Genomic DNA, 25835 nt, shown 5'->3' with positions numbered 1-25835 from the left:
GTATATTTCCCGTTTGCCGGACGCGATCGCATTTGTTATACTCGCACCGTTGATTCGGAAATCCGAGTAATTAGCCGTATTAAATTAACAGGAAATTCTAGAAGTTCACCGATGTCTGAAGAACCAAAATCACAGGGATGGTTTCATACCGTTCCGGGCATTATGACCGCAACTGCTGCCATTCTCACTGCTGTAACCGGCTTGGTTGTAGCGCTAAAGCCAGCAGAAGTTCCAAAGCCATCACCAGCCGCATCCACTGCGCCATCACCGGCAACGCCAAGCCCCCAGGCGATCGAGACACCAAATCAACAGGTATCGACTCCTGAAAACACTGGCACTACACAATTTGATAGCACAGGAAAAGGCAAGAACAAAGATAAGGGTAAAAATAAGTAGTCCTTGTAAACGACTAATGCCGCTACAGATTGCACTCATGATGTAGGAGAGACACGATTAATCGCGTCTCTTTTTTTAAAGTCCGGTGCAACTAAATTAAGATGACAAATCGCTAATTTTTGAATCTAGTTAATCATTAGCAATTTGCCATTCCTCTAATTTAGCGATCGCGCAGTTCCGTCTCCAACTTGTCTAAATCCTCTCTCAAGAAAATGACCATTTGACCGTTATACGCCTTCCCTTCCTTGGTTTGGGCAATTTCCATCCAGTAGCCAAATCGATCTCCTAAGCGCAGTTCACCCTGTTGTGCCGCCAAAAGCGGAAGCCGCTGCCGACGAGCTAAGTCTACAGTTTGTGGTGTGGGATATTCGTAGACAATTCGGGAACGGTCGTAGTCTTGATAGATATCTGGGCCATAAATTACCCGCAGCGATTCTTTTAGACGTTGTGGCGTTACGCCATTAACCATGTCAAAAAAAGAAAAGCGTTCGCTGCGAATCGTGCCTCGATCTTTAAGAAAAGTGACTCTACCGGGAGGAAGGACAGTTGCGAGAAAAGTAAATCGCTGGGCGGCTGTATTGGTCTTTTGCACTAATAGACCATCGCCTGTAGAAGGTCGAAGGGTGGGATTAGAATTAATCCAGGCAATCACTTCTTCTGTTTTCTGTCCGGGTAGGGCGTCAGCACTTTTCGTGGCTCCTAATGCTAGTAAAATTCCCAATGACAGAACTGACCAAAATTTAACGCTTTTCATTTAGACCTTAAACCTGCAAACACACTTCACCAATCAGCACCCTGTTCTTAGCTATCCCTATTCTTAAGATGCCATGCTGGGGTCGATAGCAACCTTAATTACCTTACGATTCTTCATATCTTGGAACACTTGCTCTAAATGCTTTAAAGGCTGATGTTCGCTGATGAGCAATTCTAAGGGGATGGCGCGACTCGCCAATAGAGATAAGGCATCTCGTACATATTTTGGGGTGTTGTGAAAAACGCCTTTTAGAGTGAGTTCGCTGTAGTGGAGTTGTTCGGTATTAACGGTGATGGTGGTATCGCGCGGACATCCCCCGAATAGATTGACGGTAGCACCCGGACGGGCACACGCGATCGCACTCTCCCAAACTGCGGGTACACCCGTCGCTTCTATCACCACATCTGCACCCCAGCCGTCGGTTCGCTCTTTTACCGCACTCGGTATATCTGTCAGATGATGATAATTAAACGTTTCCACAGCGCCTAGCTTTTTCCCAATTTCCAGCCGTTGGTCATTTCCCCCAAAGAGCAACACCGACGCCGATTGATGCGCCAGTACCGCTACAAACATCAGCCCAATTGCCCCATCTCCCAACACCACAACGCGATCGCCCGACTTTACATTAGAACGTGCTACCCCATGCAGCACGCAGGCTAACGGTTCAGTCATCGACGCCAAGGCATCGGGCAAGTCATCTGGGATGGGCAACAGGTTGTGTTGCACAATCGGGGCGGGAATTTTTAAATACTGTGCGAACGTGCCGTTATTCCACGTCAACTTAGGGCAAAGAGAATATTCTTGACGTTGACAAAAGAAACAATTCATGCACGGAGCAGAATTATTAGCAACGACGCGATCTCCCACTTGCCAACCTTGGACTCCGCTTCCTACCGCCACAATCCGCCCCGCTGCCTCATGACCAAACAAGGTGGGAGGCTTCAGCATCTTTGCATGACCGCCGCGCCGCCAAACCTTTAGATCGGTGCCGCAAGTCGTTGCCGCAGCCACTTGAATCACCACCTCACCAGCAGAGGGTGTAGGGTCAGCGACCTGTTCTAGGCGTAGATCCGTTTGTCCGTAAAGTACCGCTGCCAGCATGAAACACTGCCCCTAACCGAGTCCAAGCTGATTTTATCAGGGCAGATGAATTTTGACGCCTGACATAACGGCAAATTGGTTTCCAGGTTCAGCTTGGGAACAGTAGCACCAGGCTGAAAACGGACTTTTCAGTTTTTCTTTATCTAACAGTTAGGTATTTTTTCCTTCCCAAATAAGGGAAGGGAACTGTTTTATGGTTTTACCAGTTTCAGAGAAAGCGATCGCGCTCCCTGAACCGCTTGATGAAGTGGAAGTGTTTGATCCAGGGCTACAGGCAGCATTTCTTGTCGGCATGAAGTACAAAACCAATAAACCCCATTTTGCCGCGCATGACGTAGAAGAGGACTGCCGCAACAATGGCAAGTATTCATTCGCATTTTATTAAACTCCTTATTCACAAAAAGTACACCCCTGAAGCCTTGGTCACTCAAGCGAATGTATAGGCGAACACAATCTGAAAAAATAAATTAACTTTGAGCTTCCCGAACCTTAAAAAAAGATGTGGTTAATGAAACTTTTTGGTTACGAGATGCTAATGCCCTAAGACCGAATATTAAGCGTGTTGACCGCTCTGATAAATAAAGATAGAACTGAACATAGGTTTTGTTCATCTATCCTGGGGATCATCTCCTGGTACGGTATCCGGACTCCGGGGGGCAAAAAAATTTAGCAGGTGTTTAACCTGGGTAAACCAGATTAAGCTCATGGCAAGAGGTTTCTAAGACACCTGCACTCGCCCCCCGACAAAGGAAGCTTTAAAGAGTGCGAATCATTGCCTAAATAAAACAAAAATAGAAGAAAATTTTGATTTTTCCCCCTCGTCTTTAAACCGGCACTTGACACGCCCACGTTCCTAGAAAACCTGTTGCAACAAACTTTACCGACCTCTAATATCCACAATCCGCTGCTACCCTTGTCCAGAAAAAAGAAAATATATATAGCACTCCTAAATAATTCCTAAAGCTGAGATCCCCGACTTCGAGATAGAAGTCGGGGATCGGAAGGACTGGCTCACAACTTAAATAGGATTGCGATAGCAGTCGCTTGAGTGAAATACATTTGAAACTTCACTCCTAATCCCTCACCAAAAAGCCCAGAAGGGGCAGTATTGAACCACTAAGCAAGCAGTCTTAATTTGCATTCTTGATGAGATCGACGATCGCTGCAATTAACGCGGCTGACTCGATCGGCTTAGAAAGGTGCCGCTGGAATCCGGCAGCGATCGCTTGTTGTTGATTTAGTTCCCCCACATACGCCGTGAGAGCGATCGCCGGAATCTCACCGCCTTGCTCTGCGGGCAACCGTCTCACTTGCCGTAACAGCATATACCCATCCATTTCAGGCATCCCGATGTCACTCACCAACACTGCTGGCTGAAACTGAGCTAACGTGGCAAGAGCTTCCGCTGCTGAACCGACCGCCACAACCTCTGCCCCTTCCTGTTCTAAGACAAAGGCGACATACTCGCGCATATCTGTCGTGTCATCTACCACTAACACTTTGATACCTTGCAAGCCTGAGAGAGATTTGGACTCGCGAACGATTTGAGGAATGGTTGAGTGCTGCGACATCAACGGAAATTTCACCGTAAAAGTGGCTCCCTGCCCTTCCCCAGCGCTATCTGCACGAACACTGCCACCGTGTAATTCAACGATTTGACGGACGATCGCTAAGCCCAATCCTAATCCACCAAATTGTCGAGTCGTGGCGCTATCAGCTTGGCGAAAGTATTCAAAGACATGGGGCAGAAATTGGGGGAGAATCCCTTTACCTGTGTCGCTGACCGTAATTTGAGCTTCAGCCTCAATCTGCTCTAAGCGAATTTCAACTCGTCCTCCTGACGGGGTAAACTTGACGGCGTTGGATAACAAGTTCCAAATGACTTGCTGCAAGCGACCTGAATCGCCTAAAACTTGCCCAACCTCTGGTTCCAAAATTGTTTGAATTTGAATCGATTTGGCGGCGGTGGCTAACTGCACTGTTTCCAGTGCGGCGGTGATGGTGGTTGCTAGATTGACCGGATCGACATTGAGGCTGAGTTTGCCTTGGAGAATTCGAGAAACATCGAGCAAATCATCAATGAGCTGCACTTGCAGTTTGGCATTGCGTTCGATGATCTGTAGGGCATAAGTCGTTCGCACTTGATCCATCTTGCGGTTTTGCAGTAGCTGAGACCAGCCCAAGATCGGGTTGAGAGGCGATCGCAACTCGTGAGACAGTACTGCTAGAAACTCATCTTTAATGCGATTTGCCCGTTCGGCAGCTTCCCGTGCGGCTTGTTCTCGTTGCAAAATTTGTTCTCGTTCGATTTCACTGCGCTTGCGATCGCTAATATCTTTGAACAGTACGGCAACTTTTCGGCTCTCCGGCTGCCCAACGCGGAACGCATAAACATCGAACCAACGGTTCATCACTTGGGAACCATTCTCGAAGCGAATGGATTCACCTGTTAGGGCGACTTTGCCGTAAATCTCGTACCAGTGCTTTTCAAGATTTGGAATGAGCTGACGCGCCGTTTTGCCCGCTGCCTGTTCGAGTCCCGTTTGTTTCCCAAACGCCGGATTAGTCTCCAAAAAGCGGTAATCGATCGGCTTGTTATTTGCATCAAACTGCATTTCGATGAGGCAAAAGCCTTCGTCAATGGACTCAAACAGCGTTCGATAGCGTTCCTCTGATTGGCGCAAGGCCACTTCTGCTTGTTTGCGCTCGGTAATATCGACGAGTGCGCCAGGAAAAGAAACAGGTTTCCCTGCTGCATCATACTCAACTCGACCCCGTGCCGTTAGCCAACGTTCCTCACCACTGACAGTCCGAACGCGGTACTCAGCAGCATATTCCTCACCTGTGTGGATCGCCTGCTCAATTGCAACTGAAACGCGAGGACGGTCTTCCTCGTGCATGGAGTTGATAAAGAACTCGATCGGCAAGCCTTCTGATGTCGCACTCACCGGGTCTACAGCAAACAGGCGAGCAAACGCAGCATTGACCCTGACGCGATCGCCGGGAATACTCCAGCGCCAAGTGTAGACGGCTCCTGCTGCCAAAGCAGATTCTAACTGCACATGGGCTTCTCTCAGTGCTAGTTCAGCTTGTTGGCGTTCGGCTTCAATGCGCTTCGCTTCCGTAATATCCCGTGAAATAGCAAGCAGTTGCACCACCTGTCCCTTAGCATCTCGCACCGGCGTAATAATGATATCCCACCATTTCGGTGTGCCCTTGGTGGTAGGGCGATAGCCTTGAAATTGAGAGATGTTGCCGATTTTGGCAGCAGCGATCGCAGCTTGGGCTTTTTCATAATCTTTGCCCTCCCACAAATCAGCCCAGACGCGATAAAGGATAGATTTCGGCTCGTCGATTTCTAAAAGACACAGCCCACCAGGATTGATGTAGAGAATTTCACCGTTCAACGCTAAGACTTTGATGCAGTCAGTACTGCTCTCTAGAATGCTTTGCTTTAGCTCCTCACTTTCTCGCAAAGCTTCTTCTGCTTGTTTGCGCTCGGTAATATCCGTGCAGGTACCAAACCAGCGAATGACTTGACCGTTTTCGTCGCGCATGGGTAGGGCGCGGGTGAGATGCCAACAATAAATTCCATCTGCCCTTCTCAAACGATGTTCGATATCGTAGTTTGTGCCCATTTCAGTGGCTTGAGTCCACGCTTCAATAGTCCGGAGCCGATCGTCTGGATGGAGTGTGTTTTGCCAACCGCTCCCCTGGATTTGCTCCAACTTCAATCCGGTGTAGTCAAACCAGCCGGGGCTGTAATAATCTACCCAACCGCTGGCATCAGCCGTCCAAACCATTTGGGGAATAGATTCAGCCAAGAAGCGAAAGCGCTGCTGATTAGCTGCTTGGCGCGATCGCCCCAGTTCTAAATTGGCAGCAACGCGGGCAAGCAATTCACCGGAGCTAAAGGGCTTCACCAGATAATCATCGGCTCCAGCTTCCAGTCCTGCGATAGCCGATTCTTCTCCGGCGCGAGCAGATAGCAGCAAAAATGGAATTTCGCGAGTTTTGGCATCAGCTCTTAACCGCCTGAGCAACTCAAAACCATCCATTCCTGGCATCATCACATCGCTGAGGATCAGGTCAGGCGCACGATTATATACGGCAGTTAGAGCGGTTTCGCCATCTTTCGCCATTTCCACCTGATAAAACTGGCTGAGGAGGCGGTGCAGATAGTCGCGCATATCGGCGTTATCATCGACTAGCAGAATCCGGGCGGTAGCTGTCGAGATTGGAGCATCTGAGGTTCGTTGAGCGTTTTCTGCGGTCTGCAACCTCGGCGCTGCATTTTCTTCGGGTAGCCAACCTAAAGCTTCTTCAACATAAGGAATTGCACCAAAAGCGGTGGAGGCTTGGGCGCGGCTGGCGTGAATGTCATCACTCGGCAAATGAGCCGTTCCCATTGGCAATCGAACCGTGAAGGTACTGCCCTCACCCAGCGTACTGTCAACAGCGATCGCTCCTCCCTGCAACTGCACGAGTTCCTGCACCAACGATAGCCCGATTCCTGTACCTTCAAAGGTGCGTCCCCGTGCCCCCTCAACGCGATGAAACCGCTCAAACAGTTTGGGAAGCTCGGCGGCTGGGATACCCGTACCCGTGTCGCGCACCATCAGTTCCACATGGTCGCCGACCGGACGCAGAACCACCGCAATTTCTCCTTCAAACGTAAACTTAAAGGCATTCGAGAGCAGATTCAACACAATCTTCTCCCACATATCCCGATCTACATAAATCGGTTCTGGCAAGGGAGGACAATCAACCGTAAGTTTCAGTCCCGCTTGCTCAACGGTAGAACGAAATAGACTGGCTAATTCAGCCGTATAGGTTGCCAAATCGGTTGGCTGGTAGTTTGCCTGAGTGCGTCCGGCTTCAATGCGCGAAAAATCGAGCAGGGTATTGACGAGCTTCAGCAAGCGCTTCCCGTTGCGCTGCACCAGTTCGAGTTGCGATCGCGCTTTGGTCGGAATGCTTCCCTCTAATTCGGCTAGCGTCTGCTCTAGCGGCGATAGCATCAGCGTCAGGGGAGTACGGAATTCGTGGCTGATATTGTTGAAGAAGGACGTTTTGGCGCGATCCAGTTCTGCCAGTGCTTCGACTCGCTGGCGTTCTTCTTCAAACGCGCGGGCATTTGCGATCGCATTCGTGACATTGCCTGCCACTAAATCAAAAAATTCTCGGTACTCATTCTCAAAGGCTCGATGGGGATTGATTCCCAACACCAAAAACCCAACAATCTGAGGTTGTCCCGATTGGGTCACTGGCACAACCCAGGCAGCAGCAGGCGACCTATCCCAGGTTCCCTTCGGTAACTCCCCGAAGCGAGTTGCTACATCAACAATAACGGCTTGCCCAGTCTGATGAATTCGTCTCAATCCCCATCCGTCATTGTCTTGAGTCAGGTCTACGATTGCTGGCGTTGCTGAGGTTTCCGCCTCGAATCCAGCCGTTTCAACCAGAGTCGCTTGCTTGCCATCTGCCGCCACTCGATAAAGCAGGGCAAACGGAATATCGTGAGCATTGGTGGCTAAAGCCTGAATTGCCGTTATACAGGCAGCTTCAACCGTCTTGGCTTGAGCTGTTTTGCTCGCCAGTAAGCTTAATGTTTGTAAGCGGCGATCGCCCAGAACTCGCCCGGTTGTCTCGCTAACGATGCAAAAAACGCCGCCGACTTCCCCGCTCTCGTCCCGCACGGGGTCATAGGATACATCAAAGTAAGTTTCCTCGCTGTACCCGTAGCGATTGAGAAAGAACAAATGATCTCGCGCCCAGAATGCTTCTCCACTCGTGACAACTCCATCTAGCAAGGGTTTGAGCGCGTCCCAAACTTCGCTCCACAGCTCACGAGCAGGGCGACCCAGCGCCCAAGGATGCTTTGATGCCAAAGCAGGCCGATAAGCATCGTTGTAGAGCGCGATCAATTCAGTTCCCCAGAACAGGCAAATCTGAGCTTTTGAAGGCAGCAAAATGCTGACAGCGCTCCGCAAACTTTGGGGCCAGTAGGTTACATCTCCTAAGGGAGTCTGCGACCAATCGAGCGATCGCATCAGATTCCCCATTTCGCCGCCTGCAACAAAAATGCTGTCAGCAGCCCTTCCTTTGTCTGCAAATGTCACTGGCGCAACTCCTGCTCCTCGAAATACCTGGCTAGTCGTCTTCGACCTGTTCCCCCATTATGATTGCAGCAGTGTTTCAATCTGCTTCCAACCGAGTGGTAAGGGGCACGTTCGTTTGTTTTCCCATCGATTCACACTATGGAACGATACCCCAAGTAGCGTTGCGAACTTTTCCTGTGAAAGTTCAAGCCGCGGGCGAGTCTCGCGGACTAACCCCGCCACCTCTAGCTGTTCAAGTGTGGTTCTTGGGCACAAATCCCTCTATCTTAATGCGTAAAATTGAACGATAGCCGGTGCGATATCCTTCCATCTATTAGCCAGAATGGGGCTAGTTTCTCTTCATTCTCTTCCCCTCCTAGTCATTGACAGAAAGGATTTTTATCACTAAGTAACTGTCTTTGAACAGGTCAATTTTCACAGGCGATCTCTCCCCGTACCATCTAATGCAGGCGACCCTGGAGCGGAAGAATGCTGCTTGCACAACCAGCCGCTATCTGCACGCTGATTTAACCTCCATTCCACAACCTAAACTGCCATACTCCGAATTTTCGACATTTAAAAATTTTGGGCTTGCGATCGCAAAACATATTTACATTTTTTTGTATAAGAAATCACCTTTGTTAGGAAAAAAAACCGAAATAACCGATTGTGACAGTAGGGGTGCAGAATGTGCGATATATCTGTAAAGCTGGAAAATATAGGTATCCTTTCCCAATGCCCTGCCCGAAAAGGGAAAAGATGCGAGCTTAACTTGCGAATCCATTGTTAACCCTAAGCCGCACTGAGCTTGAGTTCCCTCGACACGCTCATTGCTCGCGACTTGAGGAAGAATCGAATTTATTCAATTGACCTTTAAACTTGAGACTTTTAACAGGATGAAGATTCAGCAATTGTGCCAATGCTGGTTCAATTATCCGGTGGTAGTATCTAAATTTACAGGTAAAAGAGTTGCGAGAGCAGAACATCTCCATATGATTCTTAGAGAAAACTAGCTGATTGTGGAGCATAACATTGAACTCTTTCAACTTTTGCAATCTTAAATTCCTTGGAAATCTCCTATTTCTCAAGTCGATAGCAGGTAGCAGTAAGAGTGTCCATCCTAAACAACCAGGCTAACTCAGCTAGCCAAAAAAGTAGCCGGGAAGTATTGCCCAAATTGGGGAAATTCAATTTTTCTAAAGCGTTTTGGTCAAGGCTGCCAAAAAAGCAGCATCGCTACAAGCAAAGATGGCAACCTCGTGACCTAATTGTTTTATCGATACTGGCAGGGTCAACTTTGGGGGTGAGTGCGATCGCTGTAGTTAGCTATCAGGTTGTGCGGGGACTGATTCTGGAGAACCTCCAGCAACAAGCCTTACTGAAAGTCCAGCAGGGACGAGATGAGATTGACCAGTGGCTATCTAATCGGAAGACTGAGGTAGAGATGCTGGCGAACAGTCCCCTCGTGCGCTCTATAGATTGGTCAGTCGCTCAGCCTTATTTAAAGTCGGAATTGCAACGGTTTAAAGAAATTCACCAGCTGTCAATTGTCAACTCCGAGGGTTGGGGTGCGAATACCAGCGTCGGTCCTCATCGCAAAAATATTAAAGACCGGGAATGGTTTATCAAGGCAATGTCAGGGCAAGTCAGTGCCGCGAATCCCGTAGTCAGTCGCACCACAGGACTCTTACAAATCAATATCAGCGCTCCAATTATGGGGGATTCAGGGACTCAAGTGCTGGGAGCAATGGGTGGAGCGATTAAAGTTGACCGAGTGATTCAGGTAGTCAGCAGGCTCCAAGAGGGAGCTGGCAGCTATGCCTTTGCACTCAACTCCACAGGGGTGGCGATTGCCCATCCTGACCCCAAGATGATTGGCTCCGCAGAGCATGAGGCACCCAGCTTCTTACAATCTTCCAATCCGGCACTGGCAGCGATCGCCCAGTCAATGGTTGCCAAACAAGCAGGGATTAAACTAATACGAGTCAATGACAGCTGGAACTACGTTGCCTACGTACCCCTAAAAGAAGCGGATTGGTCAATTGCACTGGTTATTCCTCGCCAGAATATCGAATCTAACTTAGGCGCACTCAACCTCCTAGCGACCGTTTTAGGCGGATTGTTGCTGATTGCCCTGATTGGTGCATGGCGACAGGTGCAGCTGTTTGAGCAAACTCGCACTCGTGCCGAACAGGAAGCTCTACTCAACCGTTTGGTGCGTCGCATTCGAGAATCTTTAGAGCTACAAACCATTGTTCAGACGACGGTTACAGAACTGGCAACCTTAACACAGCTTGATAGAGTGCTGTTTGGCTGGTACGATCCCCAATCCCAAACCCTTGAGCTGGTTGGCGACTCTCACGCCCAAACATTGACGATTCAGCCAAGAAAGTTTCAGTCCAATTCGTGTATAGACATAGCAGCTTGTCTACAGCAGACAGAAGCACTTCATCTGTTGTTTGTTGATGCTGAGTTAGAGCAAACACCTCTAGAGTTGAAAGCTCACGCCTACCTTGCACTCCCTATCCCGCTTCTAGATGGCTGCTGCGGCTATCTCATTGGGTTGCACGCTCATTCCCTAAGTCCCCTAGATCGGGAATTACTCAAAGCAGTTGTCGATCAGTTAGCAGTTGCCATTACTCAGGCTCAGCTTTACAACCAAACCCAACAACAGATTACACTGCTCAACCAAACGCTGAGCAAACTTAACCAGACCCAACTCCATCTGGTCCAGAGCGAGAAAATGTCTAGTTTGGGTCAGATGGTAGCAGGCATTGCCCACGAAATCAATAATCCAGTCAACTTTATCTACGGCAATCTCACTCATGCCAGCTCTTACATCCAAGATTTACTAGAGTTGATTCAGCTGTACCAAGAGCAGTATCCTCAGCCCACGCCCCAGATTCAAGACAAAGCAGAGGACATGGAACTGGAATTTCTCAAAGAAGATTTATCCAAACTCCTTGCCTCGATGCAAGTTGGCGCTCAGCGTATTCGTGATATTGTTTACTCGCTGCGTGTGTTTTCCCGTTTGGATGAATCAGAAGTCAAGGATGTGGATATTCACCAGGGCATTGATAGCACACTGATGCTTTTGCAAAACCGTCTTAAGGCGAAGCCAGATCATCCAGCCATTGAAGTTGTCAAGGAGTATGGTCAGTTACCTAAAATTGAGTGCCATGCCGGACAACTCAACCAGGTATTTATGAACCTCCTCAGCAACGCGATTGATGCTATAGAGGAGTTTAATGCCAAGCGCAGCTACCAAGACCGGCAAGCCAACCCCGGTCGAATTACAATTCGCACGCAAGTTTTGGCATCAAAACAAATTGCGATTCGGATTGCAGATAATGGAGCGGGGATTGCTGAAGATATTCAGCAACGGTTATTTGACCCGTTCTTCACCACCAAGGCGGTTGGAAAGGGAACCGGGATGGGATTAGCGATTAGCTATCAGATAGTGACAGAGACACATGGGGGACAGTTGCGGTGCATTTCGGCACCGGGACAAGGAGCAGAATTTGCGATCGAGATTCCGATCCAACAATCACCGCAACCATCGTAGGAATTGATTGAGCAATCAGTTTAGGGGGAAAGTTAGGGCACAATTCCCCACTACCGATCAACAAGAAAGTAAGGACAAAATAGATTTGAGAAAATTTTAGTGAAACTTTCTCAAATCTAGATTCACTTAACTTGGTGAAAATTGGATCTTGGTATTCTTGGAAATTTAGGACAAGACAGGTGAATCGTTGGGTCGGTTATAAACAGCCCAATCCTGAATTCCCCGCTCGTGAAAAACTCCTTCAACTTTGGCGATTTCCGCGTCTGTTCCATCCACAATTACCAAATAGTAATTGTAGAACAGGCGATCGCTATAAACTTTAGCGTCATCTTCATGAATGCCGAGATCGGTTAATGCCTCAATCAGGCGATTCGTTGCCGCTGTTCCAATCCCAACACCAGCAATCGTACCGGCTAGTGTCAAGCCCAGGCCACCCGCTGCCATTACGGCCCCCACACCAGGAACTGCTAAAGTGCTAAGACTGGTGAATATGCCACCAAACAGCCCAACGTTAGTATTTGCGTTGGCTTTTGTGGCAGCAGTGACGCTAGCTTCATCACCAATGCGATCGCTCATATTCGCACCGGCAAGTTGATCGTCAGGTTTTGCTTGTGTGGTAATTACCGAAACCCTATCTATTGGGAAGCCAGCTTTGTTAACTTCATCGAGTGCAGTTTCTGCATCTTGACGATTAGAAAATACCCCCACAGCACGCTTATTTTCAGCTACAGTCATTTTTCCCTCCGATTGCCATATCTGCATCGCGAATCCACAAATGCAGAATTGATTTTTTAATCCTTGATGTTGAAATTTTGGTATTTTCTGCTACTAGATCCATCAATCCCTAGATGTAACTCGGAGGTAGAGTCTCTCCGGGCGTTTTGTTACGGCTGAGTTGAATGATTGAAGACTCATCTCAAATCCGTCTACTTGCCCATCATATAAAGAACCCCTCCCCGCAAGCGGGAAAGGGTTGGGGTTCTGGGAAATTAGGGGAATCAACCAGACTTTAAGATTACTGAGTCGCCAGCCGGATTACTCGTTAGGTTTTTGATTCGCCTGTAAGAAAGCTTCGATTACCTCAGTTGCCAATTGAGTCATGGGCTTACCCTGACGGGCTGCTTCTGCTTTCAAGCGGCTGTAAACATCATCCCGGACATTGATCCGACGACGGATTTTAGCTGCAACTGCAATTTCTGATTCTTCTGGCAGCACCACCTCATTAATCAACCCAGTATCTGACTGAGGAGAGACTGCTTCCGACTCATAGTCAACTGTAAATTGACGAATCGCATCAAAACCGACGCGATCGCAGAAATCCCCAAAACCTTCTTGGGGTTGCCGCGACTGCTTGAAGTAAACGAAAATCGGCTCTAATTCGGTTTCTAGCTCGTTGATGTGCAGCCGATCCATATAGGCTCTAGAGAGTCGCGTTTGGTCGCGTGAAGCCCCTAGCCAAATCTGATAAGATTCAGCCGCACTCCCGACAAATCCTAATTCTGCCAGATAGGGACGAGCGCAACCATTCGGGCAACCCGTCATCCGCACGATAAAGTGTTCGTTTTCCAATCCCACTTTTTTCAGCAGCGCCCGAACCCGATTCAAGAGATCCGGCATGATCCGTTCCGATTCGGTAATCGCCAAGCCGCAAGTCGGCATGGCGGGGCAAGCCATTGAATAGCGCACCAACGGGTCAAGTTGATTGGGGTCTGCCTGAACGCCACAGCGGTCAAGAATTTGCTGAATTTCGGTTTTTTGCGCCGGGTCAATTTCGTAAAACAGCAAGTTTTGGTTGGGTGTCAGGCGAATCGGTAGCGAGAACTTCTGCACGATTTCCCGCAGTGCAGTTCTTAGCTTAAAGTTACCTTCGTCCTTCACCCGACCATTTTCAATCGGAATTCCTAGAAACAGCTTGCCGTCGCCTTGTTCGTTCCATCCCAAGAAATCTTTGTATTTAAACGGCGGTAACTCTTTAAAAGCTGCCAGCGGTTTGCCAAAGTATTCTTCGACTTTGGCGCGGAACTTCTCGACGCCCCAATCTTCGATTAGGTATTTCATCCGCGCATGACGGCGGTTAGTGCGATCGCCATAATCTCTTTGAGTGGCGACAATCGCTTTGATCAGATCGTAGATATCTTGTTTCTCTACATACCCGATGGGATCTGCCATCCGGGGAAACGTCTCTTCTTTGTTGTGAGTGCGTCCTAAACCACCACCCGCAAAGACATTAAATCCCTCTAGTTCTCCCTCGGTGTTGGTAATCACCACCAAACTGACATCTTGGGAATAGAGGTCAACCGAATTATCCCCTGGTACCGTTACGGCACACTTAAATTTCCGGGGCATATAGCGATCGCCATATAGCGGTTCTTCTTTCCCGTGGACGACGGTGCCGTTGCCGTTGCGTTGCCGCGCCGCCTTTACCTCTGGGTTTTCTTCCGCGCTAATGGACTTTTCGCCATCCAGCCAAATTTCATAATATGCACCTGTTTGCGGTGCCAGTAGGTCAGCAATATTGTTGGCATACTCCCAGGTATATTCGTAGTCCCGGCGATTTTTATAAGGCGCTGGGGGCGTCATCACATTGCGGTTGAGGTCGCCGCAGGCTCCCAGCGTTGACCCCATGTTTTTAATGATGGCAGCGATGGATGCTTTGAGATTTTTCTTTAAAATTCCATGCAGCTGAAAACCCTGGCGAGTCGTAGCGCGTAGCGTTCCATTGCCATATTCCTCAGCCAGTCGGTCTAAGGTCAGATACAGTTGTGGTGGAATGAAGCCCCCCGGATTACGGGTACGCAGCATGAACTGGTAATCTTTTTCCTGACCCTTCACCCGGTTGTCCCGGTTATCCTGCTGGTACGATCCGTGAAATTTGAGAATCTGGGTGGCATCTTCTGTGAAGCTGTTGGTGTCTTCCAGTAGCTCAGTTGCCACAGGTTCGCGTAAAAAGTTGCTGCGTTCTTTGAGTCCTTCTACTTTAGAAAGCTTTTGAACAGGGGAAATCGGAGATTTAACCATCGGAAACTAGGGGGCTGAACGGTTGAACTGGATCACCGGAAAATCTATCGGGATTACGGCGTATACATTCATGGTACTATCACCATTCTTAATCTTTAGCGATAGGTGAGAAAATCCCTAGATTTTAACAATTCTTGCAGAAAGGGATATCCCCAGAGGACGCCCTTCGGTTTGCCACACCTTGATGCAGGGATGCAGTGATGCAAGTAAGAGCGTCGAGTCTTCGCGCCTAACCCGATTTTTGAGCCAAGCAATCTTAAGCCGTCCATTGAATCAGCTCCATCGGTAGGTTAGCATAGCTACCCTACTGTGCGGTGTATCAAACCCAAGTGAGAACCGCTATAAAAACAAAGTGGGACAGGCTTTATCAACCTGTCCCACTTTGTTAGAAGTCACTTAAGTCAAAATATCTCGAACCAAACACCGCCAAGAACGATAGAGAGAGCGTTAATCTTAGAATCCGTAGCCGACTCCTAGCTGGACGCTAACAGAAGAAGCAGGACTGTTTTCGTAAGGCTTGATTCCCAGTTTGGCATCGCTGAAGACTACAACGTTCTTGGCAACTTCTGCTTCGACGCCAGCCGTGACTACAGGCGCATTGCGGTTGCCGAAGGTAGATGGTTTGCCTTCCGATTCATGCAAACCGTAGCCACCACCAACGTAGAAGTTAGCTTTATTGGTAACAGGCACATCATAAGTAACCATCGGAATGATAGTGCTGGTTTCGTTGGTGAACTGTACGGAACCTCTAATAGAAACTGGCGTCTTGGGAACCGCATAGCGGCCTTGAATCACACCGCCGACTGCGGCAGCATCGCCATCTTGTCCGCCATTTGTAACGCTAGCAGAACCACCAACTCCGACATAATTTGCTCGTGTTCCAGTGGGTTTTGCAGAAGCATCCAAACTAGACATTAAAACAGGAGCGATCGCTAGTGCAGATAGTACGGAAATCTTAGCTACGGTTTTGAGAGCGCGATTCATAATTACTTCCTTCAATTCTCTGGTTTTCAGTTGCTTTGTTACATTCAAAGTCGTTCGCCAAAGCAAAAGGTTCCAGGAAATTGCCAGAAAAATTTTTCGTTCTTTCAAATTAAGGATTGCTAAAGCTTTTGAATTTCGGTATCCCTCTACACGTAATAGTTTCAAGCTCCTTTAGTTCCGAAACACTAGCAAATATTTTAGTGCCTGAGTAATGTTGCTACCTCTAGCGATGGGTTGAAGTAGCATTTCCTCAAATAGAGGCTTCCTGCCAGTGGACTGTTTGGCAAGTGGCACAAATTTATGAAAGATTCAAGGAACTATTTTGTTGCCTTAGCAGTCTAAAATTTAAGGATAATTTTCATCAAAAAAAAGTAATCGTAAAGTCCCATAAGCCTAGATAATTTCTCTATAAAGCTAAGAACTTGGGAGCTGGCTGGATTAGGGAAAACAACTTTAAAAAGTTATAATTGTAACGATATTTTTAAAAATAGACTAAATTTCACTCATCACAGGTCATCGGGAAAGTGCCGGATGGTTATAGCTGTTAAGAACCGCAGACACTAACCCGAAGAGTGGCTAAGAGCAGCATCGGCTAACGCGATCGCGTCCCAGAGCTTTTGCCTGATAAAGCGCCTCATCCGCTGTCTTTAACAATATTTCTGGTGAAGTATCGCAGTCGGGAACCGTAGTCGCAACGCCCAAACTCAGCGTCACATACTGACTAACTAAAGAATGGCTATGGACAATCTTTAAGTCTTGCACTGCCACTCGAATCTCTTCTGCCACTTGCAATGCCCCATTTTGTGTAGTGTTGGGCAAAATTACGGCAAATTCTTCGCCCCCGTATCGAGCGACTAAATCCGCTGGTCGCTTGACAGCTTGAGCGATCGCACTGGCGACGGTAATTAAACAAGTATCCCCGGCTTGATGACCATAGGTGTCATTGTAGAGTTTGAAAAAGTCAATATCGCACAAGATCAGAGACAGGGGGACTTTTTCTCGTCTCAGACGCCGCCACTCCTGATCTAGGTACTCATCAAACCGGCGTCGGTTCGGCAGACCCGTCAGACCGTCCAAAGTCGCAAGGCGCTGCAACTTTTGGTTAGCTGCCTCCAATTGTTCATAGAGTTGCCCTTGTTGAATCGCAATACCCACCTGCATCGCCAAAGAAGAGAGCAGATCGATTTCCCACGGTTGCCAATGTCGGGGTTGCGAACAATGATGAGCAATCAGCAACCCCCACAACTGTTGCCCTTGCAGAATCGGAACGACTAAGTTCGCTTTAACCTGAAACTGCTCCAGCACATCGATATGACACTGACCCAGTCCTGAGTTGTAAATATCTGCGATTGCTTGAACCCGACTCTGCTGATACAGCTGGGCGTACTTTTCCTTAAAACAGGGATCGTAGACGGGAGTTCCCAGCATCGAAGTCCAATTGGGGTCTACAGACTCCACCGCCACAACCCCGCGCCAGCCTGCCTCGAAACGATAAATAATCACCCGGTCGCACGCTAGAAATTGCCGCACTTCTGCCACCGTCGTGTTGAGAATCTCGCTGAGATTGAGAGACTGACGGATGCGCTCTAGCATCGCCCCTATCAGTTGCTCCCTGAGAACTTGCAGTCGCAGTGCCTCCTCCGCCTGCTTGCGTTCGGTGATATCGGTGAGCGTGCCAATAAAGCCAACAGTCGCACCGGCTACTCCTTGTTCCGCCACCGCCTGACCAAACACCCAGGTGACGACTCCATCCGCACGCCCAAACCGATACTCTGAGGCAAATCGCCGGTTTTCTATTATCGCCTGCTTCCATTCGCTGATGACGCGATCGCGATCGTCGGGATGCAGCGCTCTCGTCCAACCTTCTCCGAGTGCTTCCGCCAGGGTCAATCCTGCCAGTTCGCGCCAGCGCTCGTTGACATACAAACAGTTCCCTTCTACATCTGTGTGGAAAATCCCTACCGGCGACATTTTAGCTAAGGTGTAATACCGATACTCGCTTTCCTGAAGCGCTTCCTCGGTTCGCTTGCGCTCGGTGATATCAGTGATTGACCCTGCCATACGATAAGGTATGCCTTGCTCATCTCGAAATGCAATCCCCCGACAGAGAAACCACCGGATATTGCCATTCTTGTGGATCATCCGATGTTCGATTTCATACTGGGGTGTCAACCCTTCGAGATAAATACTTGCAGCCGTCATCACCCATTCCCGCTGATCCGGATGTACCAGATGGAGCCAAGCCTCTATACGGTTGTCAATTTCGTCTTCGCGATAGCCCAGCATCGCTTTCCAGCTAGCGGTGAGATACATTTCACCAGTTTGGAGATCCCAGTCCCAAAGTCCTACTTGACCGGCATTAACGGCTAGGACATAGCGTTCCTCTGCCTGGTGAGCAGGAGTCATGTCCGTCATAAAGCGATCGCGCCCGTAAATAAATCGGCAAAAACTTTTAAAAAGTTGTCCCAACACAGCCCGCACGCTTTGTTGGCATCCGTGAAGAATGCTTTATTTTTCCTGCCTTCGGCTGCGAATGTGCCTGCATTCCAAACTTGCGGTTGATTTGTCCCAACCTGCACTGGGATGAAGTACATCGAGGCAGGTTGGAAGAGGGTGCTAAAATATTGCTTCAATTTCCCTACCTTTTGACGCAGCGCTTTCTCTAGTTGGCGACGTTCTAGATGCGATTGGGGTTGCTGGAACGTAAGCACGAAGGCTTCATCCTGGAAATCATGCCAGGAAGCTGGGCAATCAAAGCGCATTTGAGTTTGTTGTTTAAGAGGGGTGTTTTAAAGAGTCTCAATCTACCGGGGGTTTAAATAAAAACGACACTCCCCGGTCATCCAAAAAAGTCAGTTGAGATGCCCCAAGGTTCTAAATTCTATTATTGTCGAAAGGTTTAAGCGATCGCGTAATTCGCTTTTGCGAACATAAAATGCGTTGGCAAAAGCGAGGCGATTTTAGGGAGAAGGGTTGCAGATAAAATGCACTGAGCAAGTCTAACGAGCAACCTTACGGAACCAGCAGTTCATACGCCTGCCGTTGTCCCAAAGGAGTTACCACAACCGCTTGAATTTTCCGTTGCTTAGGCAGTGGGACTGTAATATCAAATTCACCCGTGCGCTCCACATTCTGTAAAGTAGACGCCACGATCAACAGATTGAACGGATCGATTAGACCGCGAATGCGTACGCGATCGCCCTCTATCGCCGCCAGAACTCGGATCTCTAATTCACCCTCTTCTTTCAAAGGAATTGGTTGGGAAGGGGGTTCGCCAGGAATCACTAAAGTCCGAAACCCAGCATTGACTTCTACCGCTTGCCCCTGAGCTTCCTCGACCACGCTCCCTTCTAGGGTGGCAACGCTCGTTTTGCCATTGGGTTTGACGCTCACACCAAATTGCGTCCCGCGAACGCCACTCAAACCGGCAGGTGTTTCAATTTCAAACCGCGAATTAGGATTCGTAAACGGTCGTACCTCCAGGCGAGCTTGTCCCCCCTTTACTTGAAGTCGCGTAATTCTTCCCCCATCAGGCATTGTCTGCAATTGTTGTACTTGCAGAGTGGTATTTTCTGAGACATTCACGAAGCCAACGCCGGTATCGACGGCTAGGACGGCTTTAGACTCGTCGCCCGTCGTGATAGTATCGCCCACCTCCTCAAGGCGCAAGCCGACCCTAACCGACCCAGCAGCGTCTCTAAGTTTATAAGTGACTTTACCTGCATAGGAAACGACTTCTAACCGTCGGTTGAGTCGAACCTGCAAAGGTTTTGCCACTGAGTCTGTACCGATGCTTAAGAGAGCCACCAACAGCAGGAGAGACACGAATGCTCTACGACTTTTCACTGCTCACCTCTTGTAGAAATTAAAAATTAAAAATTACTAATTTGATTTTGCAGTTTTAATTTTTTCAGATGATTTGTGCATATTAACTTGATTAAGCGATCGCACTTTATATCACCTTTTATATCTGCGTGGCTGATTGTATCCACCGATGCATCGTCGCCAGAAGCTGCGTTTAGGAGCATACGCGATCGCGTCCCCCTGCTTTTGCCCGATACAACGCCTCATCAGCTTCCTTAAGTAACGCTTCTGGTGAAGCGTCATGCAAAGGAATCGCGCCAGCGACACCCAAACTCAGCGTTACATACTGGCTAACAGCAGACTTGGTATGAACAATTTCTAGAGATTTCACAGCTTGTCGAATTTCCGTTGCGACTTGCAACCCGCCAGCAGCAGAGGTATTAGGCAAAATCACTGCAAATTCTTCGCCGCCATAGCGTGCGACTAAATCTGTCGAGCGCTTGACCACCCGAAACAGGGCACTAGCAACAGTTTGTAAACAAATATCTCCAGCTTGATGCCCGTAAGTATCGTTGTAGGTTTTGAAAAAATCGATATCGCAGAAGATGAGAGACAGGGGCAGTTGTTCGCGTAACATTCGCCGCCACTCTTGAGCAAGATACTCATCAAATCGACGGCGGTTTGCCAGTCCCGTCAGACTGTCGAAGGTCGCAAGTCGCTGCAAGTCTCGGTTTGCCACCTCCAGTTGTTGATAAAGTTGAAATTGTTGGATTAAACGCCTCACCCGCTGACGCAGTACGGGCCAGTGAATAGGTTTGGTAACGAAATCAATGGCTCCGACTTCAAAAGCTCGGTCAACGGATTCTTTGTCGTCAAGACCTGTAATCATCAATACGGGAGTGCGATCGCATGAAGGGATGTCTTGTAGCCTGGAGCAGCAAGTGAAGCCATCCATTACCGGCATCATGGCATCGAGCAAGACAATATGCGGCTGAAAGCGAACATAAGCACTCAAGCACTCCTCTCCATTGCTCGCTTCAACAACCTGGTATCCTTCCTGTTGCATTGCTTGACACAGTAGCTGACGCATGATTCTGTCGTCGTCTACCACGAGGACGATAGAGGGTTCTTGGGGAAGGGAAAGCATTTTTATTAGACCTATCCGTAAATTGGTATAGGATGTACTCCGGACGGAGGTTTCAATCTCGATCAAAGAGGAAAATCTTGCAACGCACAGCGCACGCGCTCATACTCCGCCTCCATCTGCGATGCGATTTCCGGTGCTCCTGCTAGAGTATCGTCTTTCGCGATCGCTTCGAGTTGCTTACACAAATTGGATAGGGTCATAGCACCCAGCGTCGCACTGGTTGACTTAAGCGTGTGAGTCGCCTGTCGCAGCGCCACGGCATCTCCAGCATCTACTGCATTCCGAATGACTTGCAATATTTGGGGTGTATCTTCCAAAAAGCTATCAATGACTTCCACCAGAACAGATGAAGCATTCTCTCCAAACATATCGCAAAGCCCTTGGATTGCCTGGAAATCAACGGCAGAGGTGGAGATGGGGAGGCGGGGAAGCGGCTGCAAAGCAGCGAGTGCCTTCAGCAGCGCCTCCATCTGGATCGGCTTGCTGACGTAATTATCCATCCCCGCGCTCAAACACTCCTCGCGATCGCTCTGCATCGCATTCGCCGTCATGGCAATAATCCAGGGACGTTGCTCGTAGGGCCATTCCTCACAGATCCGTCGCGTAGCGCTCAATCCGTCCATTTCTGGCATTTGCACATCCATCAGAACAACATCATAGGGCTGGCGTTGCAGCGCTTGCAGCACTTCCAAACCGTTGCTGGCGATATCCGCTCGATATCCCAGACGCCCCAATAGATGCAGCGCCACCTTTTGGTTGACGACATTGTCTTCGGCTAACAGAATTCGCAGCGGTAGCCGTTGCGCTAGATTCGGGTCAATCGGTTCGGGATGGGGACGCGGACTTGGCAGCGCAGCGGGTTCGCCAAGCAGACCGCTCAAGACATTGTAGAGCTGAGATTGTTTAATCGGTTTATTCAGGAAGGCGGCAAAATTTGCTTGCTGGGCTTGTAGCTCTATCTCCGACTTGCCTAGAGAAGTTAACATCACCAATGGCAACGTCCGAGTATTGGGTAGTTTGCGAATTTCTGCGGCTAAATTCAAGCCATCCATCTGCGGCATTTGCATATCCAGAATCGCAATATCAAAGGTCTCCTGATTGCTCAGCCAGTTCAGGGCTTCTTCCCCAGAGGTGGCGGCGCGGGAGATCATTCCCCACGCGATCGCCTGCAAAGTCAAAATTTGCCGATTGGTCGCGTTATCATCCACAATCAGCAACCGTTTTCCAGCTAATAGTTGTTGGGAGTCGCGGCTGTCAGCAAGCGTTGAAGTGGGAACGGAGGTGGCGACAACGGCGAAATAAAATGTGGAACCCTGACCCCCTTCACTTTCCACCCAAATTCTCCCGCCCATCATTTCTGTTAATTGTCGGCTAATCGCTAATCCCAACCCCGTACCGCCATAGTTGCGAGTTGTAGAGGAGTCAACCTGGCTGAAGGGTTTAAATAGACGGTCTATACGGTCAGAAGGAATCCCAATTCCGGTATCTTTAACGGCAAAACGAATCGCATATTTGTGATTTTTTATTTTGGGTTTTCGATGTTGGATTGCAGCTTTTTCTTCTAGTTCTTCAACAGAAATCGGTTTGTTCGTCTCATCGGTAAGATGAGCAATTTCTTGTTCTAAATTCGCTCCCCAGCTCGCCAGCCCCCCTGTCCCTCTGCCTCGTTCTCCCAGTTGACGAGCTTTTACCGAAATCACAACTTCCCCTTGGTGTGTAAATTTAACTGCATTCGCAATTAGATTTACCAGAATTTGGCGGAGTCGCGTCACATCCCCCACAATCATTTTCGGTACAGAAGGATCTATCAAATACGCTAATTCCAAGTTTTTTTCTGCCGCCTTGTGAGCCAGCAAATCAAGCGATTCTTCGATACAATCTCGCAGATTGAAAGGTTGCTGTTCCAGTTCCAGCTTACCGGACTCAATTTTAGAGAAGTCAAGGATGTCATTAATAATTGTGAGTAAGCCATCGCCGCTGTTGCGAATGGTTTCTACAAAGTCTCGCTGTTGTGGCTTGAGTTCGGTATCTAGTAGCAACCCAGTCATGCCAATTACCGCATTCATGGGAGTGCGGATTTCGTGGCTCATGGTAGCTAAAAATTCACTCTTAGCACGGTTAGCTGCTTCTGCCTCTTGTTTTGCTTTTTCTAAGGCAACATTTTGCTGAGCTAATTGTTCGCGTTGGCGGGTTTCTTGCTCTAATAGGCAAGCTTGAGCCAGAGCAATACCGACTTGATCTGCCACTGCTTCGAGTAATTCAATTTCCTCTTTAGTCCACTCACGGAAGGTGTTACATTGATGCAAGCCAATCACACCGTTAGTTTCTCCTTGATAGGAAGTGCGAATCGCCAGCATCGATTTGAGTTGAATTTGCTGACACAGAGAAACAGTTTCTTTGAGCAGCGGATCGGCATAGACATTTGAGGAAGCGATCGCGCGATCTTGAGCAATTGTTTGTTCGGCATGGGGATTGCCAACAACGGGGATTTGTACACCCATTATCGAATCATACCCAGGCTCCAAATACTCCGCCACTAGGGGAATTTGTGGTTTAGGGGTGGCGATGTATGAGTAAATCAAACAGCGATTCACGGCGAATGTTTCGCCCAATAACTTACAAGTCGTTTGAAAAATTTCTTGTGTTTCTAGCTTGGCGCGAATCTCTTGAGTAATCCGTTTAAGCAGCAAAGTCCTGGTAACTTGCTGTTGTAGGGCTTCTTGGGCTTTTGCCCGCTCAACTTCACCTCCTACCCACTGTGCCATGAGCTTCACTAGCTCTTTGTCTACCACCGTGAATGGTTGCGATCGCACCTTTAAACTGGAGAAACTGAGGGTACCGTAAACAATCCCGCCTGCCACTACCCTAGTACCAATATATGCCTCTATTCTGAAAGGGGTATTTGCCGGATACTGGTACCATTGCGATCGCTCAACGGACTCAAAGCAAATCGGCTCGTCGCAGCGCAGTGCTTCACCGCAATAAGTCTGCTTAACATCGAAAAGATTTCCTTTGGCAAGATGAATGGGTGAGTTTTCGGGCACCTGAGCAGCAATCAGGTGATATTTGTCCCCTTCAATCTTCGCCAGCGTCCCGATTTCTAAGCCAAATCGCCAGCATCCCATTTTCAGCATCCGCTGGATGCGTTGGTCGAAGTGTAGCGGCGTTCCTTTTCCGCCTTGAGCTGCCGTCACTTCATACAGCGCTCGTAACCCTGCCTCGCTCTCTCGCAGTTCGTGTTCCGCTTGCTGGCGCTGCGTGATGTCGCTGCCAATTCCGAGAAACCCAGTAATGTTGCCCTCAGTATCCCGTAACGCCGTCATCGACACCAGCACGGGAAAACGACTACCATCTTTGCGGATAAACGTCCATTCGCGCTCGTCCACTTCTCCACGACGCGCCTTGGCAACAAAAACCTCAAACCTTGGATCGATGGGGATTCCCAACTCCTGTGACAATTCTTGGGCACGCCGGAATACTTCGCGTGAATCGTGAAATCGCAGGGGTGTTGTTTTGCCCACGACTTCAGCAGCAGCGTATCCTAAATATCTCTCGGCAGCGGCATTAAAGGTACAAATTGTGCCATCTGGTGTTGTAGAAACGATCGTGTAGTTGGCACTATCCAAAATTGCCCGCTGCAAGCTGGTTGTCTTTTGGAGTGCCTCTTCAGTTTGCTTGCGATCCGTAATGTCATTTAAGGTGCCGGAAATACCCACGATACTTCCGCTAGCGTCTAGTGTCGCGCAGGCATAAACGTCAAGCCAGCAAAAGCTGCCATCAGCGGTTAGGATGCGGATCTCCTGTCGGTAAAATTTTGTTTGGCATTGAATCAGAGCTTGAAACAGTTTTATATTGCGTTGGCGATCTTCAGGATGAACGTAGTTTAGAACATGAGTGCCAAGACTTTGGGCAATCGAGAATTTGGTGATTTCTGTCCAAGCCGGATTCAGGAATGTCCACAAACCTGTGACGTCTGTTTGAAAAATTACTTCTTTGACGTTATCAACGACAGAGCGATATTTTTTATCGCTTTCTCCTAACGCTTCCACTACCTGTTGATGCTGAGAAACAGTGCGTTCTAATTGATTGAGATGAATTCGGAGTTCCATCTGAGCGATCGCTTGCCGCGCCAACGCTTTGAGCGCTTCAATTTGTTGGCTCATTAGCTTTCGAGGAATCTGGTCAATTACGCATAAGGTGCCCAAAACAAAGCCATCGGGCGTTACCAAGGGAACTCCGGCATAAAACCGGATATAAGGGTCAGATGTCACCAGAGGATTTCTGGCAAAGCGTTCATCAACTAACGTATTGCGTACAATTAATAATTCATCTGATTTTAAAATTGTGTGAGCGCAGAACGCTAAATACTTTGCTGTTTCTGTTGCTTTCAGACCGATTTTCGACTTAAACCACTGGCGATTGCTATCAACCAAGCTGATGAGGGCAATGGGAGTGTTACAAATGTGGGAAGCCAGTGCAGTCAGATCGTCAAATGCCTGTTCTGCCGGAGTATCGAGAATTTCATAGCGATAAAGTGCCTTGAGCCGATTTGCTTCAGCCTCAAGGCTGGCTGCGTCGCTGTTTAGGGGCAAGAATGGTTGCGGCTCAAAAGAAGAATATTCGCTCTCCCCTTGAGGCAGAAGACTTGGGTTTTTTTTGGGTTGCTGAAACAGCAAATACCGTAGAGGCGGCTTGCTAAGGTGTCTGTATAGCGATCGCAGGATAGGACGGAGGATTTTCATCATCAATATGAACTAGAGCCGATACAGCCCCAGAAACTCTTCCTTTGATGTTTGCGGGCTTTCATCCCCTGAAGGTCTGTCTGGCTTTTGCGAGCGGTTGTTCGGCTTCCAGGTTAACTTTCCGGGCAGATAACTCCCACTTCAACCTGTGTCCAATATAAGCTGCCCTTACATTTAAGAAAGCATATTCGTTGGCGCTAGGCGATCGCTCACTTGTGAGTCG

At 48.6% G+C, this 25835-nt stretch carries 15 protein-coding genes; 2 read left to right on the top strand and 13 right to left on the bottom strand.

Annotated features, from left to right (window positions below):
- The first annotated feature begins 111 nt into the window (after positions 1-111).
- Positions 112-396: a hypothetical protein gene (locus tag NDI33_RS06560; protein ID WP_190677791.1), complete on the top strand. Its 285-nt coding sequence runs from the start codon at positions 112-114 to the stop codon at positions 394-396.
- A 160-nt stretch (positions 397-556) separates the two neighbouring features.
- Here NDI33_RS06560 and NDI33_RS06555 read toward each other — a convergent pair whose 3' ends face one another.
- The 5 genes from NDI33_RS06555 to NDI33_RS06535 form a co-directional block, all read right to left on the bottom strand.
- A complete protein-coding gene (locus NDI33_RS06555) occupies positions 557-1150 on the bottom strand; it encodes a hypothetical protein (protein ID WP_190412648.1) in 594 nt (197 codons plus the stop codon).
- A 63-nt stretch (positions 1151-1213) separates the two neighbouring features.
- Positions 1214-2251 (bottom strand): alcohol dehydrogenase catalytic domain-containing protein, encoded by a 1038-nt coding sequence (locus tag NDI33_RS06550; protein ID WP_190534764.1) that lies wholly within the window; start codon positions 2249-2251, stop codon positions 1214-1216.
- Positions 2252-2442: 191 nt separating this feature from the next.
- Positions 2443-2622 (bottom strand): hypothetical protein, encoded by a 180-nt coding sequence (locus NDI33_RS06545; RefSeq protein ID WP_347275937.1) that lies wholly within the window; start codon positions 2620-2622, stop codon positions 2443-2445.
- Positions 2623-3381: 759 nt separating this feature from the next.
- On the bottom strand, positions 3382-8316 hold the full coding sequence (locus NDI33_RS06540) for an ATP-binding protein (RefSeq protein ID WP_199302566.1): 4935 nt from the start codon (positions 8314-8316) through the stop codon (positions 3382-3384).
- A gap of 114 nt (positions 8317-8430) precedes the next feature.
- Positions 8431-8595 (bottom strand): helix-turn-helix domain-containing protein, encoded by a 165-nt coding sequence (locus tag NDI33_RS06535; RefSeq protein ID WP_339380422.1) that lies wholly within the window; start codon positions 8593-8595, stop codon positions 8431-8433.
- 868 nt (positions 8596-9463) lie between these two features.
- Between NDI33_RS06535 and NDI33_RS06530 the strand changes: the two genes are divergently transcribed.
- A complete protein-coding gene (locus tag NDI33_RS06530) occupies positions 9464-11917 on the top strand; it encodes an ATP-binding protein (RefSeq protein ID WP_347275934.1) in 2454 nt (817 codons plus the stop codon).
- 165 nt (positions 11918-12082) lie between these two features.
- Here the strand turns inward: NDI33_RS06530 and NDI33_RS06525 are convergent, their stop codons facing one another.
- The 8 genes from NDI33_RS06525 to NDI33_RS06490 all read right to left on the bottom strand — a co-directional run bounded on the left by NDI33_RS06525 (position 12083) and on the right by NDI33_RS06490 (position 25615).
- Positions 12083-12652 (bottom strand): general stress protein, encoded by a 570-nt coding sequence (locus NDI33_RS06525; protein WP_190677789.1) that lies wholly within the window; start codon positions 12650-12652, stop codon positions 12083-12085.
- 300 nt (positions 12653-12952) lie between these two features.
- Positions 12953-14935: a sulfite reductase, ferredoxin dependent gene (gene sir / locus NDI33_RS06520; protein ID WP_190412654.1), complete on the bottom strand. Its 1983-nt coding sequence runs from the start codon at positions 14933-14935 to the stop codon at positions 12953-12955.
- 453 nt (positions 14936-15388) lie between these two features.
- Entirely contained in the window at positions 15389-16027 is a 639-nt protein-coding gene (locus NDI33_RS06515) for a hypothetical protein (protein WP_348245624.1), read from the bottom strand.
- A gap of 468 nt (positions 16028-16495) precedes the next feature.
- Positions 16496-18391, bottom strand: coding sequence for a diguanylate cyclase (locus NDI33_RS06510; protein WP_348245623.1), 1896 nt, complete (start codon positions 18389-18391; stop codon positions 16496-16498).
- Positions 18331-18681 (bottom strand): hypothetical protein, encoded by a 351-nt coding sequence (locus NDI33_RS06505; protein WP_190412657.1) that lies wholly within the window; start codon positions 18679-18681, stop codon positions 18331-18333. Before NDI33_RS06505 ends, NDI33_RS06510 begins: the two co-directional genes overlap by 61 nt.
- 250 nt (positions 18682-18931) lie before the next feature.
- Positions 18932-19765, bottom strand: a complete 834-nt coding sequence (locus tag NDI33_RS06500; protein WP_199302560.1) for a FecR family protein — start codon at positions 19763-19765, stop codon at positions 18932-18934.
- 172 nt (positions 19766-19937) lie between these two features.
- On the bottom strand, positions 19938-20870 hold the full coding sequence (locus tag NDI33_RS06495) for a PleD family two-component system response regulator (RefSeq protein ID WP_190677777.1): 933 nt from the start codon (positions 20868-20870) through the stop codon (positions 19938-19940).
- 62 nt (positions 20871-20932) lie between these two features.
- A complete protein-coding gene (locus NDI33_RS06490) occupies positions 20933-25615 on the bottom strand; it encodes a response regulator (RefSeq protein ID WP_199302559.1) in 4683 nt (1560 codons plus the stop codon).
- Positions 25616-25835 lie beyond the last annotated feature (220 nt).

This window comes from Trichocoleus sp. DQ-A1, assembly GCF_039961955.1.
Taxonomy (GTDB): domain Bacteria; phylum Cyanobacteriota; class Cyanobacteriia; order Cyanobacteriales; family FACHB-T130; genus FACHB-T130.
Note: the sequence above shows the minus strand (reverse complement) of the source record. Positions and strands in the feature narration are given on the sequence as shown.